Origin of the sequence: Vibrio inusitatus, assembly GCA_024346935.1 — a bacterium.
Taxonomy (GTDB): domain Bacteria; phylum Pseudomonadota; class Gammaproteobacteria; order Enterobacterales; family Vibrionaceae; genus Vibrio; species Vibrio inusitatus.
Map to the genome: position 1 here is coordinate 2,486,752 of AP024878.1, position 20,426 is coordinate 2,507,177.

The following is a 20,426-nucleotide window of genomic DNA, read 5'->3' on the forward strand; positions in this document are numbered from 1 at the left end:
CATTCCCCTGATCTAAATCACGAAAAAAAGCACATTTGTGCAATTTTAAGTCACAGAAACCCTTTTAATACGAAAAAAACCTATTATAGTTACACCCCAGCATGACAATCACATGACAATACAAATATGCCAGTCAATACCATCATGGGTTTATTCGCAAAATCGCCAATAAAGCCGTTGCAACAACACGGAGCGAAGGTTTACGAGTGTGCTTCACTTTTGCCTGCGTTCTTTGCTGCCTCTAATGCCGATAATTGGGAAAAGGCGGCCGATTACCGCCAACAAATCTCTACATTAGAAAAAGAAGCTGACACCCTCAAACGTCAGATTCGTTTGCACCTACCTACTGGCCTATTCATGGCATTTGATAGGGGTGATCTGTTAGAGTTGTTAACCCAACAAGACAAAGTAGCTAACATTGCTAAAGACATCTGCGGCCGTGTTCTAGGCCGAAATCTACTTATTCCTGAAGATTTGCATGAAGAATTCTTAGTGTACGTAAAACGTTGCTTAGATGCTGTAGGGCAGATGCACAAGGTAATCAATGAGTTAGATGAATTGCTAGAGACAGGCTTCAAAGGACGTGAAGTGGATCTGGTAGAGTCTATGATCGATGAACTCGATCGTATTGAAGACGATACTGATCAAATGCAGATAGATTTGCGCCGAAGCCTCAGAGATATTGAAGATCAATACAATCCAATTGATGTGATGTTCTTGTACAAAATCCTCGAGTGGGTTGGTGGAATAGCGGACCAAGCACAACGTGTTTGTGCCCGTCTAGAATTGATGATTGCACGTAGCTAATCATTCTCCACCCCATTTAACTAATTAATATCAAAGGATATTTAATGGATATTCTAGCTAACTACGGCACAACACTTTTGATTGCTGCTGCCGTATTCGGTTTTTTGATGGCTATCGGTATCGGTGCCAACGACGTCGCCAACGCTATGGGGACCTCAGTAGGTTCTAAGGCGTTAACCGTAAAACAAGCGATCATTATCGCAATGATCTTCGAATTTGCCGGTGCTTACCTTGCCGGTGGTGAAGTAACTGACACCATTCGAAAGGGGGTTATTGATACCACTCTCTTCATCAATACTCCTGATTTACTTGTATTTGGTATGATGTCAGCGCTGCTGGCAGCCGGTACTTGGCTACTCCTTGCCTCTTACATGGGTTGGCCTGTATCAACCACTCACTCGATCATTGGTGCCATCATCGGTTTCGCCATGGTTTCAGTTGGTTCTGAAGCCATAGACTGGGGATCAGTTCAAGGTATCGTTGGTAGCTGGGTTGTTACGCCATTTATCTCTGGTTTGTTTGCCTACTTTATCTTCATAAGTGCGCAGAAATTCATATTCAATACCGACAAACCGCTACAAAACGCGAAAAAATATGTACCTGTGTACATGTTTTTAACCACGATTGTTATTGCGCTAGTCACCATCAAAAAAGGCCTAAAACACGTAGGCTTGCACCTATCAAACGGTGAAGCATGGTTCTGGGCTGTAGCTGTGTCTTTACTGGTTATGTTAATCGGTTACCTATACATCCAAAAACGCTTCAAGCTTGATCATGACAATCATGAACACAGTTTTACTGGTGTTGAAAAGATATTTAGCACACTAATGGTAATCACAGCATGTGCTATGGCATTTGCTCACGGCTCAAACGACGTTGCAAATGCGATTGGTCCACTATCTGCTATCGTTTCTACCATTCAAAACATGGGGGAAATTGAAGAAAAAACTAAGATTGCTTGGTGGATTCTGCCTCTTGGTGGTGTAGGTATCGTAGTCGGTCTTGCGACTATGGGCCATAAAGTGATGTCGACAGTAGGTACAGGTATCACTGAGCTAACACCAAGCCGCGGCTTTGCAGCCCAGCTTGCAACCGCAAGTACTGTAGTACTGGCTTCTGGTACGGGCTTGCCTATTTCCACCACACAAACCTTAGTAGGTGCGGTATTGGGTGTTGGCTTTGCGCGTGGTATCGCAGCTCTTAATCTTGGTGTTGTACGTAACATTGTAGTGTCTTGGGTTGTAACGCTTCCTGCTGGTGCTTTACTAGCAATCCTGTTCTACGAGATCATGTTGATGATTTTCGTCTAGGAAAAATGTCAAGGGTCTGTCATATTTTGACAAACTTACGTTAGAGAGGGGGCATTGCTCCCTCTTTTAGTTGCAGGCAACCTCGAATCTACTTACTATTTAGGCATTGACGGAATGCCATTCCTCACCTGAATTTGATTTTCTGAAGGACGCACAGTGAAAAAACTTTTTTTAATCGCTCTTGCTGCTGTGATGACAGCACCAGCAGCGTGGGCTCAGACTCGCTATATTTCTGATAACCTATTTACCTACATGCACTCGGGCCCAAATGCTCAATATCGAATCATTGGTAGCGTAGATGCAGGCGCAGCTGTCTCTCTAGTCCAAACTAACAAGAACAGTGGTTACACTGAAGTAGTTGATCAGCGCGGTCGCAAAGGTTGGGTTGAGTCAAAGTACGTAACCAATACCGAAGGTATGGCAACACGTATGCCTCGTCTAGAAAAAGAACTAGCGCAAGTGAAAGCTGAATTAGCTGGTTTTAATGAACAAGCAGAGCAAGAGCAAGAAGGCTTGGTTCGCTCTCTGGAAAGCCGTAATACGCAGATTGCCGAGATGGAAGTGAACTACAAGAAAGTGAGTGACCAGTTACTTTCCGCACAAACAGAGGTTCGTGAACTTCGCGCTCGCTTAGATACTCAAAAAGAAGACCTTCTATTGAAGTACTTCATGTACGGAGGTGGTGTAGCCGGTCTAGGTTTACTGTTTGGTCTATTACTTCCACACGTTATTCCTCGCCGCAAAAAATCCCCTAACGGCTGGGCATAAACCTAATCATAAAAAAAGCTGCCATTGGCAGCTTTTTTTGTTTTTACTTATCCTTGCCAATCGTACAAGGCGGGAATTTCAATCTTCTCACCGGAGAATTCAACCACAATATAACGTGGTGCTATCTCCACTACTTTGATGTCACCATCAATTGAATCCCCTTCTTGCAACTCAGTACCGTTAACTTTCACCCAACGGTGTTTTGGATTGCTAGCGTACATATGAGTTTGTAAATTCAATGCTGGTAAGCGACCTCTAAAGCGCTCGCTGTCTTTGTCTAGTTCTACTATTTGAACATTCAGCTGATTTTCATCAATTTCATCCACTTGATAATTGGATGGATTATCAAGCACATTGGCAACACTACTAGCAAGCTCAGGAGATAGACCAGAAAGATCCAATTCTGGCAGACTCCACTCCCCTTCCGTCCTCACCGGCTCGGGTAGAGGCTTAGTATCTATGGTCATTGCAGGCTGTGGCCTAGAGCGAGGTGCGGCTGTAACAACCTGCTTTTGTTGTTCTATCCTAGGTAAAGGGAGAAGCGCAATAGGCTGTTTATCTGGAAGAAAGGTTACATTCAAGCTAGGTTCAATAACCCGTGTTACCTCACTGTATGAAGAACTCTCATCAACAAGCAAACGACTAATAGGTGGTGTTAGACTCTCTGCCAGTGCTTGAGTCAGTGAAGAGTTTGCTAATATAGCATGACCTGCTACACCCAAACCTAATCCAGCAACTATCGCAATCACCAATCTTGCCTTGCCAATACCCGATTGAGTTTTCTGGGTAAAGTTAGGCATATTCATCGATGTAGAAGTCTGTTGAAATTGCTTTTGAGATTGCTCTAGCGCTTTAAGTACTTGCGACATCACAACCCCTCCCTAGTGTCACCCAATAATCTTGGCGCATTTTCACTGGTCAATCTATCGAGCTGACGCAAGGTTCGATTTCCCGCGACCCCATCTGCATCAAGTCCCTGCCAGGATTGAAATGCTGACACTCTCTTTTGTAAAGCATCGTTATAGGTTGCGGTGTTTAAAGGTTTAGCATTCAACACCTTTGCCAGAAGCTCATCAAGTATCAGAACTTGCTCGCCAGAATTATTCAATTTTAGGGTTTGCAGAATTTCGCTATACCACAAATATCTAAATTGTCCTTTCCAGTGCTCATTCAGCCATGTAATCGGTAACTGGACACGCTCTCCTGCAAGCAGTAGCTCTACACTGTCATTATGAATACTTCTCAAGACCGCAAAATAAGGTTTCTGCTGTTCGTACAAGGTCAGCACAACAGGTCTGTTGGAAGCGACAATTTCAGGGAGGTCTGCTGCGCCTTGAAAACAATGAAAGGGAGGTTGTGTGCCATATTCGCAGTCCGCATCGACAATTGAAGCGTTGTATCCCCACAAGCGATACAGAGACTGCATAGCACTCATTGGAGAACGGCTTTGTTCAATCAGTTGAACAAAGCGTCGCTGTTTTTCATTGGCCAATTGATTTAATTCGTTCATCTCACTTTGCAATTGCAAAGTCTGTTGCTGCTGCATCTGATGCTCAGTTTGCAAATTCTGCCACTGTTGCCAAGCCGTTAAGCCAACATAAGAACTAACGGCTACAACTAGAGCAAGCAGAGTTGGCGATAGCCAGTGGTTAGTTGGAGATTTTATAGGCTGTGATTGATGAAGAGCAGGAGCCTGATAAGCCAACACATCCTCACACGCTTTTGTCGCCACCTTATGGTCAACAGAGCGCTGTTGAGTCAACACTGCGTAATGCAGCGCTTTATCACAGATTAAATTGATGAGGCGCGGAATGCCTTGTGAGTGCGAAGCAATGACTCTAATTGCCTTATCGGAAAATAGTGCGTCATTCACTCCTGAAATACGTAAACGAAACCCTATGTAGTCCGCAATTTCTTTCTCAACTAATGGCAGCAAATGATAGCGTCCAGTAATGCGCTGCGCTAACTGCCTTAGTTCTATTGTTTGTAGCTTGTGTTGCAATTCCGGCTGTCCTACAAGCAACACCTTGAGTAACTTATGGCTGTCCGTTTCTAGATTCGTCAGCAGACGCAATTGTTCTAATACTTGCCGAGACAAATGCTGAGCTTCATCAATCAACACCAATGTCTGTAAGCCTTTCTGATGATTATCTAAAAGGTAATTATTGATGATTTGAGAAAGTTGCTTGAGACTTGTGGGTTGTTCATAAGAAAGCGAAAACTCATCACAAATAGCTTCAAGGAGTTCTATTTCAGAGAAGGTAGGATTAAGAATGAGGCCCGCGACCCAGTTACCCTCAAGATTAGCCAACATCGCTTTTGATACGGTAGTTTTACCGGTTCCAACCTCTCCCGTGAGCATAGCAAAACCGCCTCCACTATTGAGGCCGATCTGCAGATGAGACAAAGCCTCACGGTGACGTGCACTCAAAAATAGATACTTTGAGCTAGGAACAATTGAAAACGGCTCTTCTACAAAGCCAAAATAATCCTTATACATTCAGAACTTCTATCGACACTTCTTTTTCTACTACGGCCAAGCTACCATTGAAACAAAGAAAGTAAAGTAAACCTTTGTAGGCAAGTGATACCAATACACAGCTATTGGTACCAGTATACTACTCATATCATTTGTTCCAATATGCCATAAAGAGGGAAAACCATTGCAAACCTATCTAGTGGGTGGCGCAGTTCGAGATCAGCTGCTGAATATCGATAACTATGACCAAGACTGGGTTGTGGTTGGAGCTACGCCACAAATGCTCTTGAACCTTGGCTATCAAGCTGTGGGTAAAGACTTTCCCGTTTTCTTGCACCCAGAGACACATGAAGAATATGCACTCGCTAGAACCGAACGGAAGTCAGGTGCCGGTTACACAGGTTTTGATTGCTATTTTTCGAAGGACGTTACCCTTGAAGAGGATCTAATACGTCGTGATCTCACAATCAATGCCATGGCGCAAGATAGCAAAGGCGAACTCTATGACCCTTATGGCGGGCAACAAGATATACAGAATAAGTTACTCCGCCATGTCTCCAATGCCTTTGTAGAAGATCCTCTGCGCGTACTTCGAGTAGCGCGTTTTGCAGCAAAACTGCACCACCTTGGATTTAGCGTAGCTCAGGAAACTCAGACGTTAATGCGCGAGATTGTAAAGTCTGGAGAGCTGGAAACCCTTACCGCTGAACGTGTATGGCAAGAGTGGCAAAAGTCCTTACTGACGCAAGATCCTCAAGTATTTATTCAGGTTCTGCAAGAGTGCGGTGCCTTACAAGTTGTCATTCCCGAGTTAAGCCGACTGTTTGGAGTTCCACAAACTGAAAAGTGGCACCCTGAGATTGATACGGGTATTCATACCATCATGGTTGCTAAGCGCGCCTCTGGGCTAACCATTGAGCCAGAGATCCGCTTTGCAGCTCAAATGCATGACTTGGGCAAAGGCGTAACACCAGAGCAAGAATGGCCAAGCCACAAAATGCACTGCCATACAGGGTTAAAGATCATCGATAAACTCTGTAAGCGCCTTAGAGTACCTAATCAATATAAAGAACTGGCACTGCATGTTTGTAAGCAACACTCCAATATCCATAGAGCTCAAGAGCTCAAGGCTTCGACCCTGCTACGGGTGCTCGATAGCTTTGATGTGTGGCGTAAACCTGCAGTCCTCAAACAAGTACTGATTACCTGCCAAGCAGATTCACAAGGGCGACTTGGACATGAATCTACGCCATACCCACAACGAGATTACATGGAGGCCGTCCATCAATCTGCGGTTTCAGTTAACGTGCAGCAAGTGATTCAAGCAGGTTTTGCAGGAAAAGAGATTCGTGAGGAACTAAACAGGCGCAGAGTGGAAGCTATTGATGAAGTAAAACAGAGTTGGGTTTGGGATTAGATCTCACTGCTTAATACATAGATAAAAAAATCCCCGCTTGAGCGGGGATTTTTCAATGAAATTAGAACTTACTGACTTAATAGGAATGCAAACAGGCCTGCACCTAGAAGCAATCGGTAAATCACAAATGGTGTCATGCCCATGCGAGAAATCAGCTTCAAGAAGTAGTGAATACAGATGTAAGCACTAATAAACGACACTAGAATACCAGTGCCCAGCACACCTAAGTGCATTGGCTCTGGACTAAACGCCAATTTAGTTCCAAGGTATCCGCCCGCCAAAGTGATGATAGGAATCGACATCAAGAAAGAGAATCGAGCAGCCGCTTCACGAGTAAAGCCTAGGTATAGAGCCGCTGTAATAGTCGCACCAGAACGTGAAGTACCAGGGATCATAGCCATCGCCTGCGCTATGCCTATTATTAGCGTTTTCTTCCATGTTGCTTGATATTCATCGATCTCAAAGCTTGATGATTTATCAGCATGCCACAGTAAAAGACCGAAAATAATAGTAGTACAAGCAATAACCCAAGCACTACGCAGATAAAGCTCTATTAGATCGTTTAGGAAAAGTCCGGCAAGACCTGCAGGGATAGTTGCAAGGATGATCATCCATGCGAGCTTAGATTCCTTGTTATGTTGCTGTTTAAACACAGAGCCAAAGAATGCACGTAAAAGGGTGACTACTTCATTTCTAAAGTAAAGAATCACTGCCAATAAGGTTCCTACGTGCACCGCGACGTCAAAGGCTAGCCCTTGATCTTCCCAGCCTAAAACGGCTGAAGGTAAAATTAGATGAGCAGAGCTCGAAATTGGTAAAAATTCAGTCAGGCCCTGAATTAAGGCCAACGCAAAGGCTTCAAAATAGCTCATTGATAATCATCACTTAGGTTTAAAGTTATAGCAGTAAGATTAGACATACCGCCTATAGAGTTAAATTCTTGTTCCCAAACTTGCCTTACAGAGCGTCCATCGCCAGGTATGACTAGGTCAGGGCAAAGTTCATATAAGGGCTGAAGTACAAAGTTGAACTTGAAGATATCGCATCTTGGTAGCTGAAGAGATTGCTTTGATATCTCCTCACCAAACAGAAGAATATCGATATCAAGTGTACGATCTTGTTTCTTCATTGCATTTTCGGGCCTACCGTAAGCCACTTCTATGGCCCGCAATCGACGAGATAATTCAGGCAGCGCCCAATCAGTATCTATGCCAACCACGAAATTATAAAATTCCGCACCATCAAAACCGGCAGCTGGGCACCGGTAAATCGTAGAGACTTGGAGATTAACACCCAAACGTTGCAGCTCTATGATCGCAGCACGAGCGTGTTTATCACGCTCTATGTTTGTCCCAATACCTAAGTAGGTTTGGGTCACAGCGTGCCTCGCTCAATAACCACACCAACGCTACTCGCCTGTGGAACAGCACCAGGCTTACGCAGCTTAATTCTCAGCCAAGGCACATTAAATTGATTCATGATCAACGCAGCAACTTCTTCGGCAACTCTCTCGACTAAAAGAAAACGACCATTTTGAATATGAGCGAGTACCGCTTGGCTTACCGAGAAGTAATCCAATGCATCGTCAACATTATCACTGTTTCCAGCGGGCTGATTGTTATGGGCCATCTCTATATCAAGCACTAGCTTTTGCTTAATCTCTTGTTCCCAGTCATACACACCGATGGTAGTAATAACCTCAAGCTGTTCAATGAAGACTCTGTCCTGATTCATGATGTCGATTCCTTTAATGCCTCATTTTTGCAACTTATACACATAAAATAAGCACAATTACAAAGATTGAGGTCGGATAAGCAAAAAGTATAAAAAAACGTAATATACTACATCAAATACCCAACTATCATCCTGAATAAAGCGGTAATCGCTACAAAGTGTAAAGGATCTCTATGTCTGCAACGGTTCTACTCATGATCATCTTGGCCTATTTATTAGGTTCGGTGTCGAGTGCCGTCTTGATTTGCCGTGTGTTTAAGCTTCCTGATCCCCGCACTGCCGGTTCCAACAACCCCGGCGCGACCAATGTACTACGAATTGGCGGAAGGCTACCTGCCGCACTAGTGCTAGTCTGTGACATGGCAAAGGGAACCATACCGGTCTGGTCAGCTTATTACTTGAATATTGAACCCGTAATGCTCGGATTAATCGGTATATCTGCCTGCATTGGCCATATCTATCCTCTCTTTTTTCACTTCAAAGGCGGGAAAGGCGTAGCAACTGCTGTTGGCGCGATTGCGCCTATTGGTCTGGATTTAACAGGCATGTTAATGGGGACTTGGCTAGTCACTGCTGTTATCTCTCGATATTCTTCGTTAGCCGCACTTGTAACTGCACTGGTCGCACCGTTTTATACGTGGCTTATCAAACCGCAGTACACTTTGCCTGTAGCGATGCTGTGCTGCCTTATCATTTGGCGTCATCAGGAAAATATTAAGCGTTTAATGGCGGGGAATGAACCTAAGGTTGGCTCAAAAAAAAAGTAACCATTGAAACAAAAAACCAGCCTCTTTAGGCTGGTTTTAAATGAGCTAATGCTTGTTAGCTTTGATGGGCTGGTAATTCTTTCGCTTGATATGAGTCTGCAAATTCATGATTTCTATCTCTATGTTTTGCTTCATCTTCACGAATCAACAAAATTACATCTCTTAATCGAGCATCTGCAGGCAGGTTGTAGTATTTGATGGCAATCTCAGGAGCGGCAACGTTTTCAACAACCCCTGTATCAATTTTTTCTAGATACTCGGTGTAGCTTTTACATGCTTCTTCTTCAAAATAACCTACTATACGATGAGCGATTTTTGACGATAAAAGGTAAAGCACACCATACACCACAATGAATGCTCCTTGCCCAAGCAACACAAGCAAACGCTCAATCCAGCTTGGCTTGGCAATATCAAGAAAGATCATTAAATGCATACGTTCATTTTCAGCCTCATCCAAGAGCTCTCGAATCCATCCTTCATCATCTTTCATACGACGCAGCGCTTTTAGATGATTAAACATACCCGCAACCATTCCCGGCACTGCCGCAATTGTCTCTAGGATAACCGCACGTTTAGCGTATTTATTCCCATAAAAAATGTTCAGCGTGAACTTTAAGACTTGAGTGATCTTGTAAGCAATGTAATCACTGGCTTTTGTTGCATTTCGATGAGTGATCTTGAATCCGGTCATGTAATGTTCGCTTTGCTCATAAATAAGATGCATTCAATATACAACTTTATTGATCTAGATCAAGTGTTAATTAAAATTAATTTTAATATTTAAAAAATATTTTAACTTAAGGATTCAGGCATAAAAAAACGCCCTACTGTGAGGGCGCTTAGTTTCTTAGCACAACCGATAATTATTCAGCGATAGGTTTCAACTGATCGATCGGCCAGCGAGGCTGAGCCTTGACACCTAGATCAGAAGTTTCACCATTTTTAAGACGTTGCATTCCAGCATAAGCAATCATGGCACCATTGTCAGTGCAGAACTCTGTACGCGGATAGTAAACCTCACCGCCCATTTTCTTCGCCAACGCTTCTAACTCAAGACGTAGTTGCTTATTTGCACTTACACCACCGGCAATTACAATACGCTTCATTCCCGTTTGCTGAAGTGCTCGCTTACATTTTATCGCCAAGGTAGCACAAACAGCTTCTTGAAAAGCATAAGCAATATCAGCACGAGTCTGGTCATCGTTGTCATTGGCAGAAATCGTATTTGCAGCAAAGGTCTTCAACCCTGAAAAGCTCATATCCAGTCCAGGTCTATCTGTCATTGGACGCGGGAACTTAAATCGACCCTGAGTCCCCTTCTCAGCTAAACGAGAGAGCAATGGACCACCTGGATAGTCTAAACCCATTAGCTTGGCAGTCTTATCAAAGGCCTCACCGGCTGCATCATCAACAGATTCACCTAGAATCTGATACTCACCAATCCCTTTAACTTCCACTATCATGGTGTGACCACCAGAAACTAACAGTGCGACAAACGGAAACGGCGGTGGGTTGTCCTCTAACATTGGTGCTAGTAAGTGACCTTCCATATGATGAACAGGCACAGCGGGTACATCCCAAGCGTAAGCGATACTGCGACCTATAGTAGCGCCAACCAAAAGAGCGCCGACCAGTCCGGGCCCTGCAGTATAAGCAATCCCATCGATATCATCTGAGGTTAAATCAGCCTCTTTCAATGCTTCTTTAATCAAAGGAATGGTTTTCTTAACATGATCGCGAGAAGCTAATTCTGGAACGACGCCACCATAATCGGCGTGCAGCTTCACTTGGCTATAAAGTTGATGTGACAATAGACCTTTCTCATCATCATAAATAGCAACTCCCGTCTCATCACAGGAGGTTTCAATACCTAAAATACGCATAAATTTCTCGCGACTTCTTCAATGTGCGGCAAGTTTACCTTGTCCTATTTGTTCAAACAAATAATTGATCGTTTTCTCCGCAATAAAGTGCTTTACAAACACAGTCACTTCGGATTAAAATTCCGCACCATTTTTGATCAAACTGGTATTTCCCCCTGCAAGTTTATTTGCCCGGAAAGTGGAATCCAGTATTAACGAATAACCCCTGAGGTGAAAGGCATATGCCAGTAGTTAAAGTACGTGAAAACGAACCGTTCGACGTAGCTCTACGTCGCTTTAAGCGCTCTTGCGAAAAAGCAGGTATTCTTTCTGAAGTGCGTCGTCGTGAGCACTATGAGAAACCAACTACAGTTCGTAAACGCGCTAAAGCAGCGGCTCAAAAGCGTCACGCTAAGAAGCTAGCTCGCGAAAACGCACGTCGCGTTCGTCTTTACTAATCCCCGATTTAATTAGGAATTAGTAATGGCTCTTATTGATAATCTCAAAGAAGAGCAAAAATCTGCGATGAGAGCCAAGGACAAAGCGCGCCTTGGCACTATCCGTTTAGCTCTAGCAGCAATTAAGCAACGTGAAGTTGATGAGAGAATTACTCTCACTGACGACGACATCATTGCTGTGCTGACTAAGATGGTTAAACAACGTCGCGATTCTGTCGCTCAATTTGAATCTGCTGGTCGTCAAGACCTTGCTGATGCTGAGAAACTTGAAATTACTGTACTTGAGGATTTTATGCCTCAGCCGCTTAGCGAAGAAGAAGTCACTGCGTTAGTTGATAATGCAATTACTGAATCTGAAGCTGCGGGCATGCAAGACATGGGTAAAGTAATGGGCGTTCTTAAGCCGCAAATTCAAGGGCGCGCAGATATGGGTAAAGTAAGTGGTTTAGTTCGCTCTAAACTGGCTTAATCCCCAATAAAAATTAAAGCAAGCCGTGCTATTCTTCGAATGCACGGCTTGTTTGTATCTCGCAACTTGCACTTTCTTTAGGATCTATGGCTGGACATATCCCACGTACCTTCATTGATGATCTACTTGCTCGACTCGATATTGTCGATATCGTTGACGCACGAGTAAAACTAAAGAAACAAGGCAAGAATTACGGCGCTTGCTGCCCATTCCACAACGAAAAAACCCCCTCTTTCAGCGTTAGCCAAGAAAAACAGTTCTATCATTGCTTTGGCTGTGGTGTACACGGTAATGCCATCGATTTTATGATGGAGTATGAACGACTTGAGTTTGTTGAAGCCATCGAGGAGCTGGCCTCACACCTTGGTATTGAGGTACCGAGAGAACAACGTCAGGGTGGATTTAGCAAAGGGCCAACAGCGAATACAGAGCAAAAACGTAGCCTCTACGACCTACTAGGTAGTGTTGCCAATTTCTATCGCTCACAATTAAAAACAAGTGCAGGAAAAACGGCTATTGAGTACCTGAAGAACCGTGGTCTTAGTGGCGAAATAGCACAGAAATTTGAGATTGGTTTCGTACCGGATGAATGGGATTCTGTACGAAAGCAATTTGGACAACAAAAGCCTGCACAAGATGCGCTAGTCAGTGCTGGCATGCTTATCGAAAACGATAAAGGTAATCGATATGATCGCTTCCGTGGTCGTGTCATGTTCCCAATACGAGATCGGCGAGGCCGAGTTATTGGCTTTGGTGGCCGCGTCTTAGGTGACGGTACCCCTAAGTACCTTAACTCACCAGAAACCCCTATCTTCCATAAAGGCAAAGAACTTTATGGTTTATATGAGGTACTGCAAACCCATCGCTCTCCAGAACAAATTCTGGTAGTCGAAGGGTATATGGACGTGGTAGCACTCGCTCAATTTGGCGTAGATTATGCTGTTGCATCCCTTGGCACCTCCACCACTGGCGATCATTTACAAATGTTGTTCCGCCAAACCAGCAGTATCATCTGCTGTTATGATGGTGACCGAGCTGGTCGGGATGCTGCATGGAGAGCGATGGAAAATGCACTTCCATATCTCAATGATGGCCGCCAGCTTAAGTTTATGTTCTTACCTGACGGTGAAGATCCTGATACTTATATTCGTCAACACGGTAAACAGGGCTTTGAAGAACAAGTTGCCAGCGCTACAACCTTATCTGAATTCATGTTTCAAACCTTGATGCAGCAGGTTGATACCAGCAGCAAAGAAGGTATGGCTAAGCTAAGCACCCTAGCAATTCCTCTGATCAGTAAGGTCCCTGGCGGTACGCTTCGTATGTATTTACGTGAATTGCTAGGCCGAAAATTAGGCTTGGTTGATGAAAGGCAACTTCAACAACTGATAGCAAAATCGGATGAGAAAGCAACACGCCCCACACCACATAAGAAGATTGAGCGAACCCCAATGCGTGTGGTTATAGCGTTACTGTTACAAAACCCACATTACGTAGAGTTAATGCCAAATTTAGATTCAATTAGGCAAACTAACCTGCCTGGACTAAGTTTATTACTCGATGTGGTTGATAAGTGTATAAATCATCCCCATATCACCACTGGCCAGTTGTTAGAGCACTGGCGAGATCAGAAAGACGAACGAATTTTGTCACTTCTCGCGAGCTGGGATCTTCCCACTTATAAAGAAGAAGACAATCATGACGATATTTTTTGCGATTCACTAGATAAGGTGATTTATCAGTGTATCGAAAGGCAAATTGAAACCCTACAAGCGAAAGAAAGAAGTATCGGCTTATCAGTCGATGAGAAAAGGGAGCTGCTGGCTTTAATGCTAGAATTAAAAGCATGAGACCCTGAACGCTTGTATTGTAAAAACTTTGCTATAATTAGCGGTCTGCATTTCGCAAACTAGTTCCTTCACCAGACCAGAATTTGGATACCATCTATGGATCAAAATAGGCAGTCACAGCTTAAAGCGCTTGTTCTTAAAGGCAAAGAGCAAGGCTATCTAACTTATGCCGAAGTTAATGACCATCTACCGCCAGAAATCGTCGACTCAGAACAGGTCGAAGATATCATTCAGATGATCAACGATATGGGCATCAAAGTGGTAGAAAACGCCACTGAAATTGATGACGACACGATCAATGACGAAAGCACTGAAGTTGACGAAGATGCTGCGGAAGCAGCTGTTGCCGCTTTAAGTACCGTTGAAAGTGAAATTGGTCGTACTACAGACCCCGTCCGCATGTACATGCGTGAAATGGGTACTGTTGAACTTCTGACTCGTGAAGGCGAGATCGATATCGCTAAGCGTATCGAAGATGGCATCAATCAAGTTCAAGCATCAGTTGCTGAGTTTCCCGGCACAATCCCGTATGTTTTAGAGCAGTTCGATAAAGTTCAAGCTGAAGAACTTCGCCTAACAGACATCATCTCTGGCTTTGTTGACCCTGATGATGACGGTACAACAGCACCAACCGCAACTCACGTTGGTTCTGAGCTAGCTGAAACTGATCTTAAAGAAGCAGACGCAAATGATGCTGATGACGATGATGAAGACGAAGAAGAAGATACAGGTATCGATCCAGAGCTTGCTCTAGAAAGATTTACTGAACTTCGTAAAACGTACCAAGATCTGCAATTAGTTTCTAACACGGAAGGCCGTGATAGCGCTGCCTTCAAGGTTGCAACAGCTAAAGTAAATGACGTATTCCGTGAATTCCGTCTTACTCCAAAGCAGTTTGACCATCTTGTGACCCAACTTCGCACCTCAATGGAGCGAGTTCGTACACAAGAACGTTTAATCATGCGCCAAACCGTAGAATACGGTGGCATGCCAAAGAAAGAATTCGTTAAGATTTTTACTGGCAATGAATCAAACGATGCATGGGTAGACCAAACTCTATCTTCAGACGCACCTTATAAAGAAAAGATCCGTCGTAACGAAGAAGACATTCGTCGCTCTATCCAAAAGCTGAAAAGCATCGAGAAAGAGACCTCTTTAACGGTTCAGTCTATTAAAGACATCAGCCGTCGTATGTCTATTGGTGAAGCGAAAGCTCGTCGTGCTAAGAAAGAGATGGTAGAGGCGAACTTACGTCTTGTTATCTCTATCGCGAAGAAATACACCAACCGTGGCCTACAATTCTTGGATCTTATTCAAGAAGGTAATATTGGCCTGATGAAGGCGGTTGATAAGTTCGAATACCGTCGTGGTTATAAGTTCTCAACTTATGCAACTTGGTGGATTCGTCAGGCAATTACTCGTTCTATCGCTGACCAGGCACGTACGATCCGTATCCCTGTTCATATGATCGAGACCATCAACAAACTGAACCGTATCTCTCGTCAGATGCTTCAGGAGATGGGTCGTGAGCCTCTTCCAGAAGAATTGGCAGAGCGCATGCAAATGCCTGAAGATAAGATTCGTAAAGTACTTAAAATCGCTAAAGAGCCAATCTCTATGGAGACACCAATCGGTGACGACGAAGATTCGCATCTAGGTGATTTCATTGAGGATACGACTCTAGAACTGCCTTTAGACTCTGCAACGGCGACTAGCCTTAAGTTTGCAACTAAAGACGTTCTAGCGGGTTTAACACCTCGTGAAGCTAAAGTACTGCGTATGCGCTTTGGTATCGATATGAACACTGACCACACTCTAGAAGAGGTAGGTAAGCAGTTCGACGTTACTCGTGAACGTATCCGTCAGATCGAAGCAAAAGCACTGCGTAAGCTACGTCACCCAAGCCGCTCAGAAACTCTGCGCAGCTTCCTAGACGAGTAATCGACAGCAATTACGTTTAAAAGGTGAGCACTAGCTCACCTTTTTTGTATCTAGTGGTTTGATCGCATAAAAACTATACGTAAATCAGTAATATTCCCTGTATTCACGTATAGACACTCCCCTATCCATCTCATATAATCTCACCCTACACGGCCCCTTAGCTCAGTTGGTTAGAGCGCACGACTCATAATCGTTAGGTCCACAGTTCAAGTCTGTGAGGGGCCACCATATTGAAAGGCTCGTAGAGAAATCTACGAGCCTTTGCTGTTTCTAGCCCCGTAAAAAAACCTAGCAACAGCTAAGTCTATACAGCCTTATTTGTTTGCCCCCTTCAACTCAATGAACCTTATACCTCTTCTAGACGTACGTATCTGACACACCACAATGGTTTGAGAGTAGGATTTCGTTATGTCACAGATCTTGTCTTTTATCTGCATATTACTAGCTAGTGCTTCATTAATAGCGGCGTCTGCGCACGCTGCAGGATCAGGTTCATATCACTCTAACTCTTCAAGTAGTGCCAAAAATCTCTACAACCAAGGTGTCATCTTGATGATGGACAAAGAATTTGTTAAAGCAGAGAAAAAGTTCCGCAGCGCTATTAAGAATGATACAAAGTTGGCAGAGGCACACAATAACCTCGCCTATACCTTGAGAAAGCAAGGCTCTCAAAACTATAAAGCAGCACTTACTCACTACAACAAGGCTATTTATCTCGATCCTAAATTACCCGAACCTTATATGTACAGAGGTGTATTATACGTACAAATCGGAGATGAACAGCGCGCACTAGAGGATCATCAAACGCTTGTAGATATGAGGTCACCTTTGGCTGCAGAACTTGAATACGTGATCAAAAATGGTCGCGAGAAAACACCCGAGCAATTCTTTGGGGTTTCCAACAAATTCTAGCGTTTATTAACTAGTTTATCGGCATCGAAAAACAGAAATTTGGGTATTTTTTGATTGAGCAAATAACATATCAAATCGTATCCTTATTTTTACTGGTATAAAAATCTCAATACTTTATTTCAGCCTAAGACCCCTCTTATTCTCTTTCCTTTAACGCTTATAGCAAAATCGTAGAATGAACTAGATATAAATAACAAAATAAAATAAGAGCCTATTAATTTCAGTGAGTTCTATAGACTCTTAGTTACTGATATATAAGCATTTAGAACTGAATATGCACTGGAATTTAGTGTGCTGTTTAATTTTTATAATTAGGCGCTATTTTGCTAAAAAATAGAGAAATAAGTTAATTTTCAATTGGTTATTTTTAGTTCTAAAGAGATGGAGGTACAATAACTAACCGATATATTGTAACCTTAAATGGAGACTAAACCATATAAAAGGACTTATGATGAAATGGAAACTAGCCTCATTAGCGATCATCGCTAGTGTTTCTACTCACGTTCAGGCAGAAGAATGTGGCACTGTTACCATCGCAGATATGAACTGGAATTCAGCCAGTGTCATCGCCAATATTGACCGCTTCATACTAGAACATGGCTACGGTTGTGAAGCAGAACTTACCCCAGGCGATACCATGCCAACCGCAACTTCAATGATTGAAAAAGGCCAACCCGATATCGCTCCAGAGCTTTGGACAAACTCCGTTAAAGATGCCGTTGAAAAAGGTGTTGAAGAAGGACGACTAGCCTACGCAGGTAAAGCCCTTGTAGATGGCGGTGAAGAGGGTTTCTGGGTGCCATCCTACCTTGTTGAAGAATACCCTGAGCTCGCCACAATCGAAGGCGTTAAGAAACATGCAAAACTATTCAAACACCCTGAAGATCCAGGTTTAGCAGGCTTCTACGGCTGTCCTGCGGGTTGGGGCTGTCAAATTTCAGGTGGTAACCTATTTGAAGCTCTTGGGCTAGAAGAAGCTGGATTCGAGCTTATTGATCCAGGTTCGAGCGCAGGGCTTTCCGGTTCTATTGCAAAAGCTTACGAGCGCAAAGAAGGTTGGTTCGGTTACTACTGGGCACCAACCGCTGTTCTTGGCAAATACGAGATGGTGAAGGTTGACTTTGGTAGTGGCGTTAACGAAGAAGAGTTCGTTAATTGTATCGCTCTAGAGAGCTGTGAAAATCCAACGGTATCTATGTACCCACCATCGCCAGTCAACACTGTGGTTGCCGCAACCTTTGCTGACAAAAATCCAATGGCTATGGAATATCTAGCTAAGCGTGGTTTCAAAAACAGCGATATGAACAAATTGCTAGCATGGATGGAAGATGAGCAAGCAAGCTCTGAGGACACTATGTACCATTTCTTTGAAACCTCACCAGAAATTTGGAAGCAGTGGGTATCATCTGAAGTAGCAGAAAAAATTACTGCCAACCTTTAATCCCATCTAAACCATTAATTAAGGGCAGCTAGCCAGTTGCCCTTTCGACTATATAAAGGAATATATATGTTCGATAGCAGTTGGTTGTCCAGTTTTCCCGAAATAGACCGCTCTTCTATGCGAAATATTCGTAAATCGTTAGACGGTGCTTATAAAGATTTTTCGAGAGAATATGGCGACTTAATCGAATCTCTATTTGACCCACTACTCTCATTCTTAGTGTGGTTTGAAAAATTACTACTCGCCACGCCTTGGTTTATTGTTTTAGCGGTTATTACTACCCTTATTTACCTAGCCAGTCGCTCAATTAAACTGACTATTGGTGGACTCATTGCACTTATTTTTATTGGATATTTAGGTATGTGGGAAGATACGATGCGAACGCTCAGTATCATTACCGTATGTACCCTACTCGCCATCGTTGTCGGCATTCCTATTGGTATCGCTATGGCGCGTTCTAATCGGGTTCAAAGTGTCGTAACTCCCATTCTCGATATCATGCAAACCATGCCCGCTTTCGTCTATCTGATACCTGTAGTAATGCTTTTAGGTATCGGAAAGATCCCAGGGCTAATCGCCGTTGTTATTTACGCGATCCCACCGGTGATTCGTCTGACTAACCTGGGGATTAGATTAGTTGATAAAGAAGTGATGGAAGCAGCTACAGCCTTTGGAGCAAGCCGCAAGCAGCGCTTGTTTGGTGTACAGTTACCTTTAGCAATGCCAACTATCATGGCAGGTATCAACCAAACAGTCATGATGGCACTCTCTATGGTCGTTATTGCCTCTATGATCGGCGTAAAAGGCCTTGGTCAACCGGTACTAAAATCCATCACTAACCAATACTTCACACTGGGTTTGCTCAATGGCTTGGCGATTGTGGTATTGGCTATTCTTATCGACCGTTCAACACAAGCTTATGCTAAACGAACCCAGGCTCACCTAGGAGATTTAAGACATGACTAAACCTCTGATCAAAATCTCTGGCCTGTATAAAATATTTGGCCCTAAGCCACAGTCGGTTTTACCTATGGTAAAAGAAGGGTTAAGTAAGGACGAAGTGCTTGCTAAAACTGGCCACACTGTAGGCTTAAAGGATATCAATTTAGAGATTAATAACGGTGAGATTTTCGTTATCATGGGCTTATCTGGCTCAGGAAAATCCACCTTGATTCGTCACTTCAATCGCCTTATTGACCCAACAGAAGGTCAAATTGATGTCGAAGGCACCGATGTTATGCAGTTCTCAGCAAAAGAGCTCGAAGAATTCCGCCGACATAAGATGTCGATGGTATTCCAACGCTTCGGCCTACTCCCTCATCGCAAGGTGATCGACAACGTTGCTTATGGCTTAGAGATCCAAGGTCTTGATAAAGCCGAACGTATTGCAAAGGCCACTGAATGGGTCGAAACCGTAGGCCTTAAAGGCTACGAAGACCAATACCCTTCACAACTTTCTGGTGGACAGCAACAACGTGTTGGCTTGGCTCGTGCTTTATGTACTGATGCCGAAATTCTATTAATGGATGAAGCCTTTTCTGCACTCGATCCACTGATCCGAAGTGAAATGCAGGATCAATTAATTGAGCTTCAAGAGAAACTGCACAAGACCATCATCTTCATCACCCACGATTTAGATGAAGCACTACGCATTGGTGACAAAATCGCTATTTTGAAAGATGGTGAACTAGTACAGCAAGGCACACCAGACGAAATTCTGTTGCACCCAGCGACTGATTACGTTGAAGCTTTCGTTAAAGACGTAAACCGCGCCCGCGCTTTAACTGTCGAAACAGTAATGCAAAAGCCCGCCCTGCGTATTACCACCAGTACTATCGAAGGCGCACTAAGGCAGATGAGAAAGTCCGAACATGACTACGGCTATCACGTTACCGAAGATGGCTACCAAGGTTTGATCACCGAGGAAGCTTTGCAAGAGGCCTCTGAAGATGATGCTATCGATAACATAGAGCCTAGCTTGTATGAAGACGTGCCCACCATCTCATCGGAGTCTGCAATTGAAGAGGTGCTTACTGAAGCCATTTCTTCCGATTACTCTTTACCTGTAATCAATGAAGACGGAGAGCTAGAAGGGACCTTAGAAAAAGAGAAAGTTGCGGATATCTTCTCAGATAAAGAAGATAAGAATGTGAAAGAAGAAGAAAAGGCCAGCTAACTTCTTATTGACACTCTTAGGCCTGATAGCTCTGC

The 20,426-nt window shown here is 43.6% G+C and carries 20 protein-coding genes and 1 tRNA gene; 14 read left to right on the forward strand and 7 right to left on the reverse strand.

The annotated features are described in order from the left end of the window. The first annotated feature begins 126 nt into the window (after positions 1–126). From OCU48_RS11385 to OCU48_RS11395, 3 genes are all read left to right on the forward strand, one after another. Complete coding sequence (locus tag OCU48_RS11385; protein ID WP_141344914.1) at positions 127–807, forward strand: TIGR00153 family protein; 681 nt, start codon at positions 127–129, stop codon at positions 805–807. Positions 808–851: 44 nt separating this feature from the next. Then, positions 852–2,117, forward strand: coding sequence for an inorganic phosphate transporter (locus OCU48_RS11390; protein WP_141344913.1), 1,266 nt, complete (start codon positions 852–854; stop codon positions 2,115–2,117). A 156-nt stretch (positions 2,118–2,273) separates the two neighbouring features. Then, a complete protein-coding gene (locus OCU48_RS11395) occupies positions 2,274–2,885 on the forward strand; it encodes a TIGR04211 family SH3 domain-containing protein (RefSeq protein WP_141344912.1) in 612 nt (203 codons plus the stop codon). Between the two features lie 47 nt (positions 2,886–2,932). Here OCU48_RS11395 and OCU48_RS11400 read toward each other — a convergent pair whose 3' ends face one another. Then, positions 2,933–3,754: a general secretion pathway protein GspB gene (locus OCU48_RS11400; RefSeq protein WP_141344911.1), complete on the reverse strand. Its 822-nt coding sequence runs from the start codon at positions 3,752–3,754 to the stop codon at positions 2,933–2,935. Next, a complete protein-coding gene (locus tag OCU48_RS11405) occupies positions 3,754–5,385 on the reverse strand; it encodes an ExeA family protein (protein ID WP_141344910.1) in 1,632 nt (543 codons plus the stop codon). Before OCU48_RS11405 ends, OCU48_RS11400 begins: the two co-directional genes overlap by 1 nt. A gap of 163 nt (positions 5,386–5,548) precedes the next feature. Between OCU48_RS11405 and OCU48_RS11410 the strand changes: the two genes are divergently transcribed. Then, a complete protein-coding gene (locus OCU48_RS11410) occupies positions 5,549–6,781 on the forward strand; it encodes a multifunctional CCA addition/repair protein (protein ID WP_141344909.1) in 1,233 nt (410 codons plus the stop codon). A gap of 68 nt (positions 6,782–6,849) precedes the next feature. On the opposite strand, the gene OCU48_RS11415 is transcribed toward OCU48_RS11410, so the two are convergent. From OCU48_RS11415 to folB, 3 genes are read right to left on the reverse strand one after another with little or no spacing between them, the layout of a single operon-like run. Beyond that, positions 6,850–7,653 carry an undecaprenyl-diphosphate phosphatase gene (locus tag OCU48_RS11415; protein WP_141344908.1) on the reverse strand — a complete coding sequence of 268 codons (804 nt, stop codon included), beginning with the start codon at positions 7,651–7,653 and terminating at the stop codon, positions 6,850–6,852. After that, complete coding sequence (gene folK / locus OCU48_RS11420) at positions 7,650–8,159, reverse strand: 2-amino-4-hydroxy-6-hydroxymethyldihydropteridine diphosphokinase (RefSeq protein ID WP_141344907.1); 510 nt, start codon at positions 8,157–8,159, stop codon at positions 7,650–7,652. Before folK ends, OCU48_RS11415 begins: the two co-directional genes overlap by 4 nt. Next, positions 8,156–8,515 (reverse strand): dihydroneopterin aldolase, encoded by a 360-nt coding sequence (gene folB / locus OCU48_RS11425; protein ID WP_141344906.1) that lies wholly within the window; start codon positions 8,513–8,515, stop codon positions 8,156–8,158. Before folB ends, folK begins: the two co-directional genes overlap by 4 nt. Before the next feature lie 173 nt (positions 8,516–8,688). On the opposite strand from folB, the gene plsY reads away from it, so the two are divergent. Continuing rightward, the gene (gene plsY, locus OCU48_RS11430; RefSeq protein ID WP_141344905.1) at positions 8,689–9,282 is read left to right on the forward strand and encodes a glycerol-3-phosphate 1-O-acyltransferase PlsY; all 594 of its coding nucleotides are present in this window, start codon (positions 8,689–8,691) and stop codon (positions 9,280–9,282) included. Positions 9,283–9,337: 55 nt separating this feature from the next. Here plsY and OCU48_RS11435 read toward each other — a convergent pair whose 3' ends face one another. Then, on the reverse strand, positions 9,338–9,973 hold the full coding sequence (locus OCU48_RS11435) for an alternative oxidase (protein WP_141344904.1): 636 nt from the start codon (positions 9,971–9,973) through the stop codon (positions 9,338–9,340). A 172-nt stretch (positions 9,974–10,145) separates the two neighbouring features. Further along, a complete protein-coding gene (gene tsaD / locus OCU48_RS11440) occupies positions 10,146–11,165 on the reverse strand; it encodes a tRNA (adenosine(37)-N6)-threonylcarbamoyltransferase complex transferase subunit TsaD (RefSeq protein WP_141344903.1) in 1,020 nt (339 codons plus the stop codon). Between the two features lie 221 nt (positions 11,166–11,386). On the opposite strand from tsaD, the gene rpsU reads away from it, so the two are divergent. The 9 genes from rpsU to OCU48_RS11485 all read left to right on the forward strand — a co-directional run bounded on the left by rpsU (position 11,387) and on the right by OCU48_RS11485 (position 20,391). After that, entirely contained in the window at positions 11,387–11,602 is a 216-nt protein-coding gene (gene rpsU / locus OCU48_RS11445; RefSeq protein ID WP_001145625.1) for a 30S ribosomal protein S21, read from the forward strand. Between the two features lie 25 nt (positions 11,603–11,627). Then, the gene (locus OCU48_RS11450) at positions 11,628–12,071 is read left to right on the forward strand and encodes a GatB/YqeY domain-containing protein (RefSeq protein ID WP_141344902.1); all 444 of its coding nucleotides are present in this window, start codon (positions 11,628–11,630) and stop codon (positions 12,069–12,071) included. An 86-nt stretch (positions 12,072–12,157) separates the two neighbouring features. Then, positions 12,158–13,921, forward strand: coding sequence for a DNA primase (gene dnaG, locus OCU48_RS11455; protein ID WP_141344901.1), 1,764 nt, complete (start codon positions 12,158–12,160; stop codon positions 13,919–13,921). 96 nt (positions 13,922–14,017) lie between these two features. Further along, the gene (gene rpoD, locus OCU48_RS11460) at positions 14,018–15,862 is read left to right on the forward strand and encodes an RNA polymerase sigma factor RpoD (protein WP_141344900.1); all 1,845 of its coding nucleotides are present in this window, start codon (positions 14,018–14,020) and stop codon (positions 15,860–15,862) included. Between the two features lie 151 nt (positions 15,863–16,013). Next, positions 16,014–16,090, forward strand: a tRNA-Ile gene (locus OCU48_RS11465). 180 nt (positions 16,091–16,270) lie between these two features. Then, complete coding sequence (locus tag OCU48_RS11470; RefSeq protein ID WP_141344899.1) at positions 16,271–16,774, forward strand: tetratricopeptide repeat protein; 504 nt, start codon at positions 16,271–16,273, stop codon at positions 16,772–16,774. Positions 16,775–17,225: 451 nt separating this feature from the next. Beyond that, the gene (locus tag OCU48_RS11475) at positions 17,226–18,215 is read left to right on the forward strand and encodes an ABC transporter substrate-binding protein (RefSeq protein WP_141344898.1); all 990 of its coding nucleotides are present in this window, start codon (positions 17,226–17,228) and stop codon (positions 18,213–18,215) included. A gap of 66 nt (positions 18,216–18,281) precedes the next feature. Then, on the forward strand, positions 18,282–19,181 hold the full coding sequence (locus OCU48_RS11480) for an ABC transporter permease (protein ID WP_141344897.1): 900 nt from the start codon (positions 18,282–18,284) through the stop codon (positions 19,179–19,181). Then, positions 19,174–20,391: a quaternary amine ABC transporter ATP-binding protein gene (locus OCU48_RS11485; protein WP_141344896.1), complete on the forward strand. Its 1,218-nt coding sequence runs from the start codon at positions 19,174–19,176 to the stop codon at positions 20,389–20,391. Before OCU48_RS11480 ends, OCU48_RS11485 begins: the two co-directional genes overlap by 8 nt. Positions 20,392–20,426: the final 35 nt, after the last annotated feature.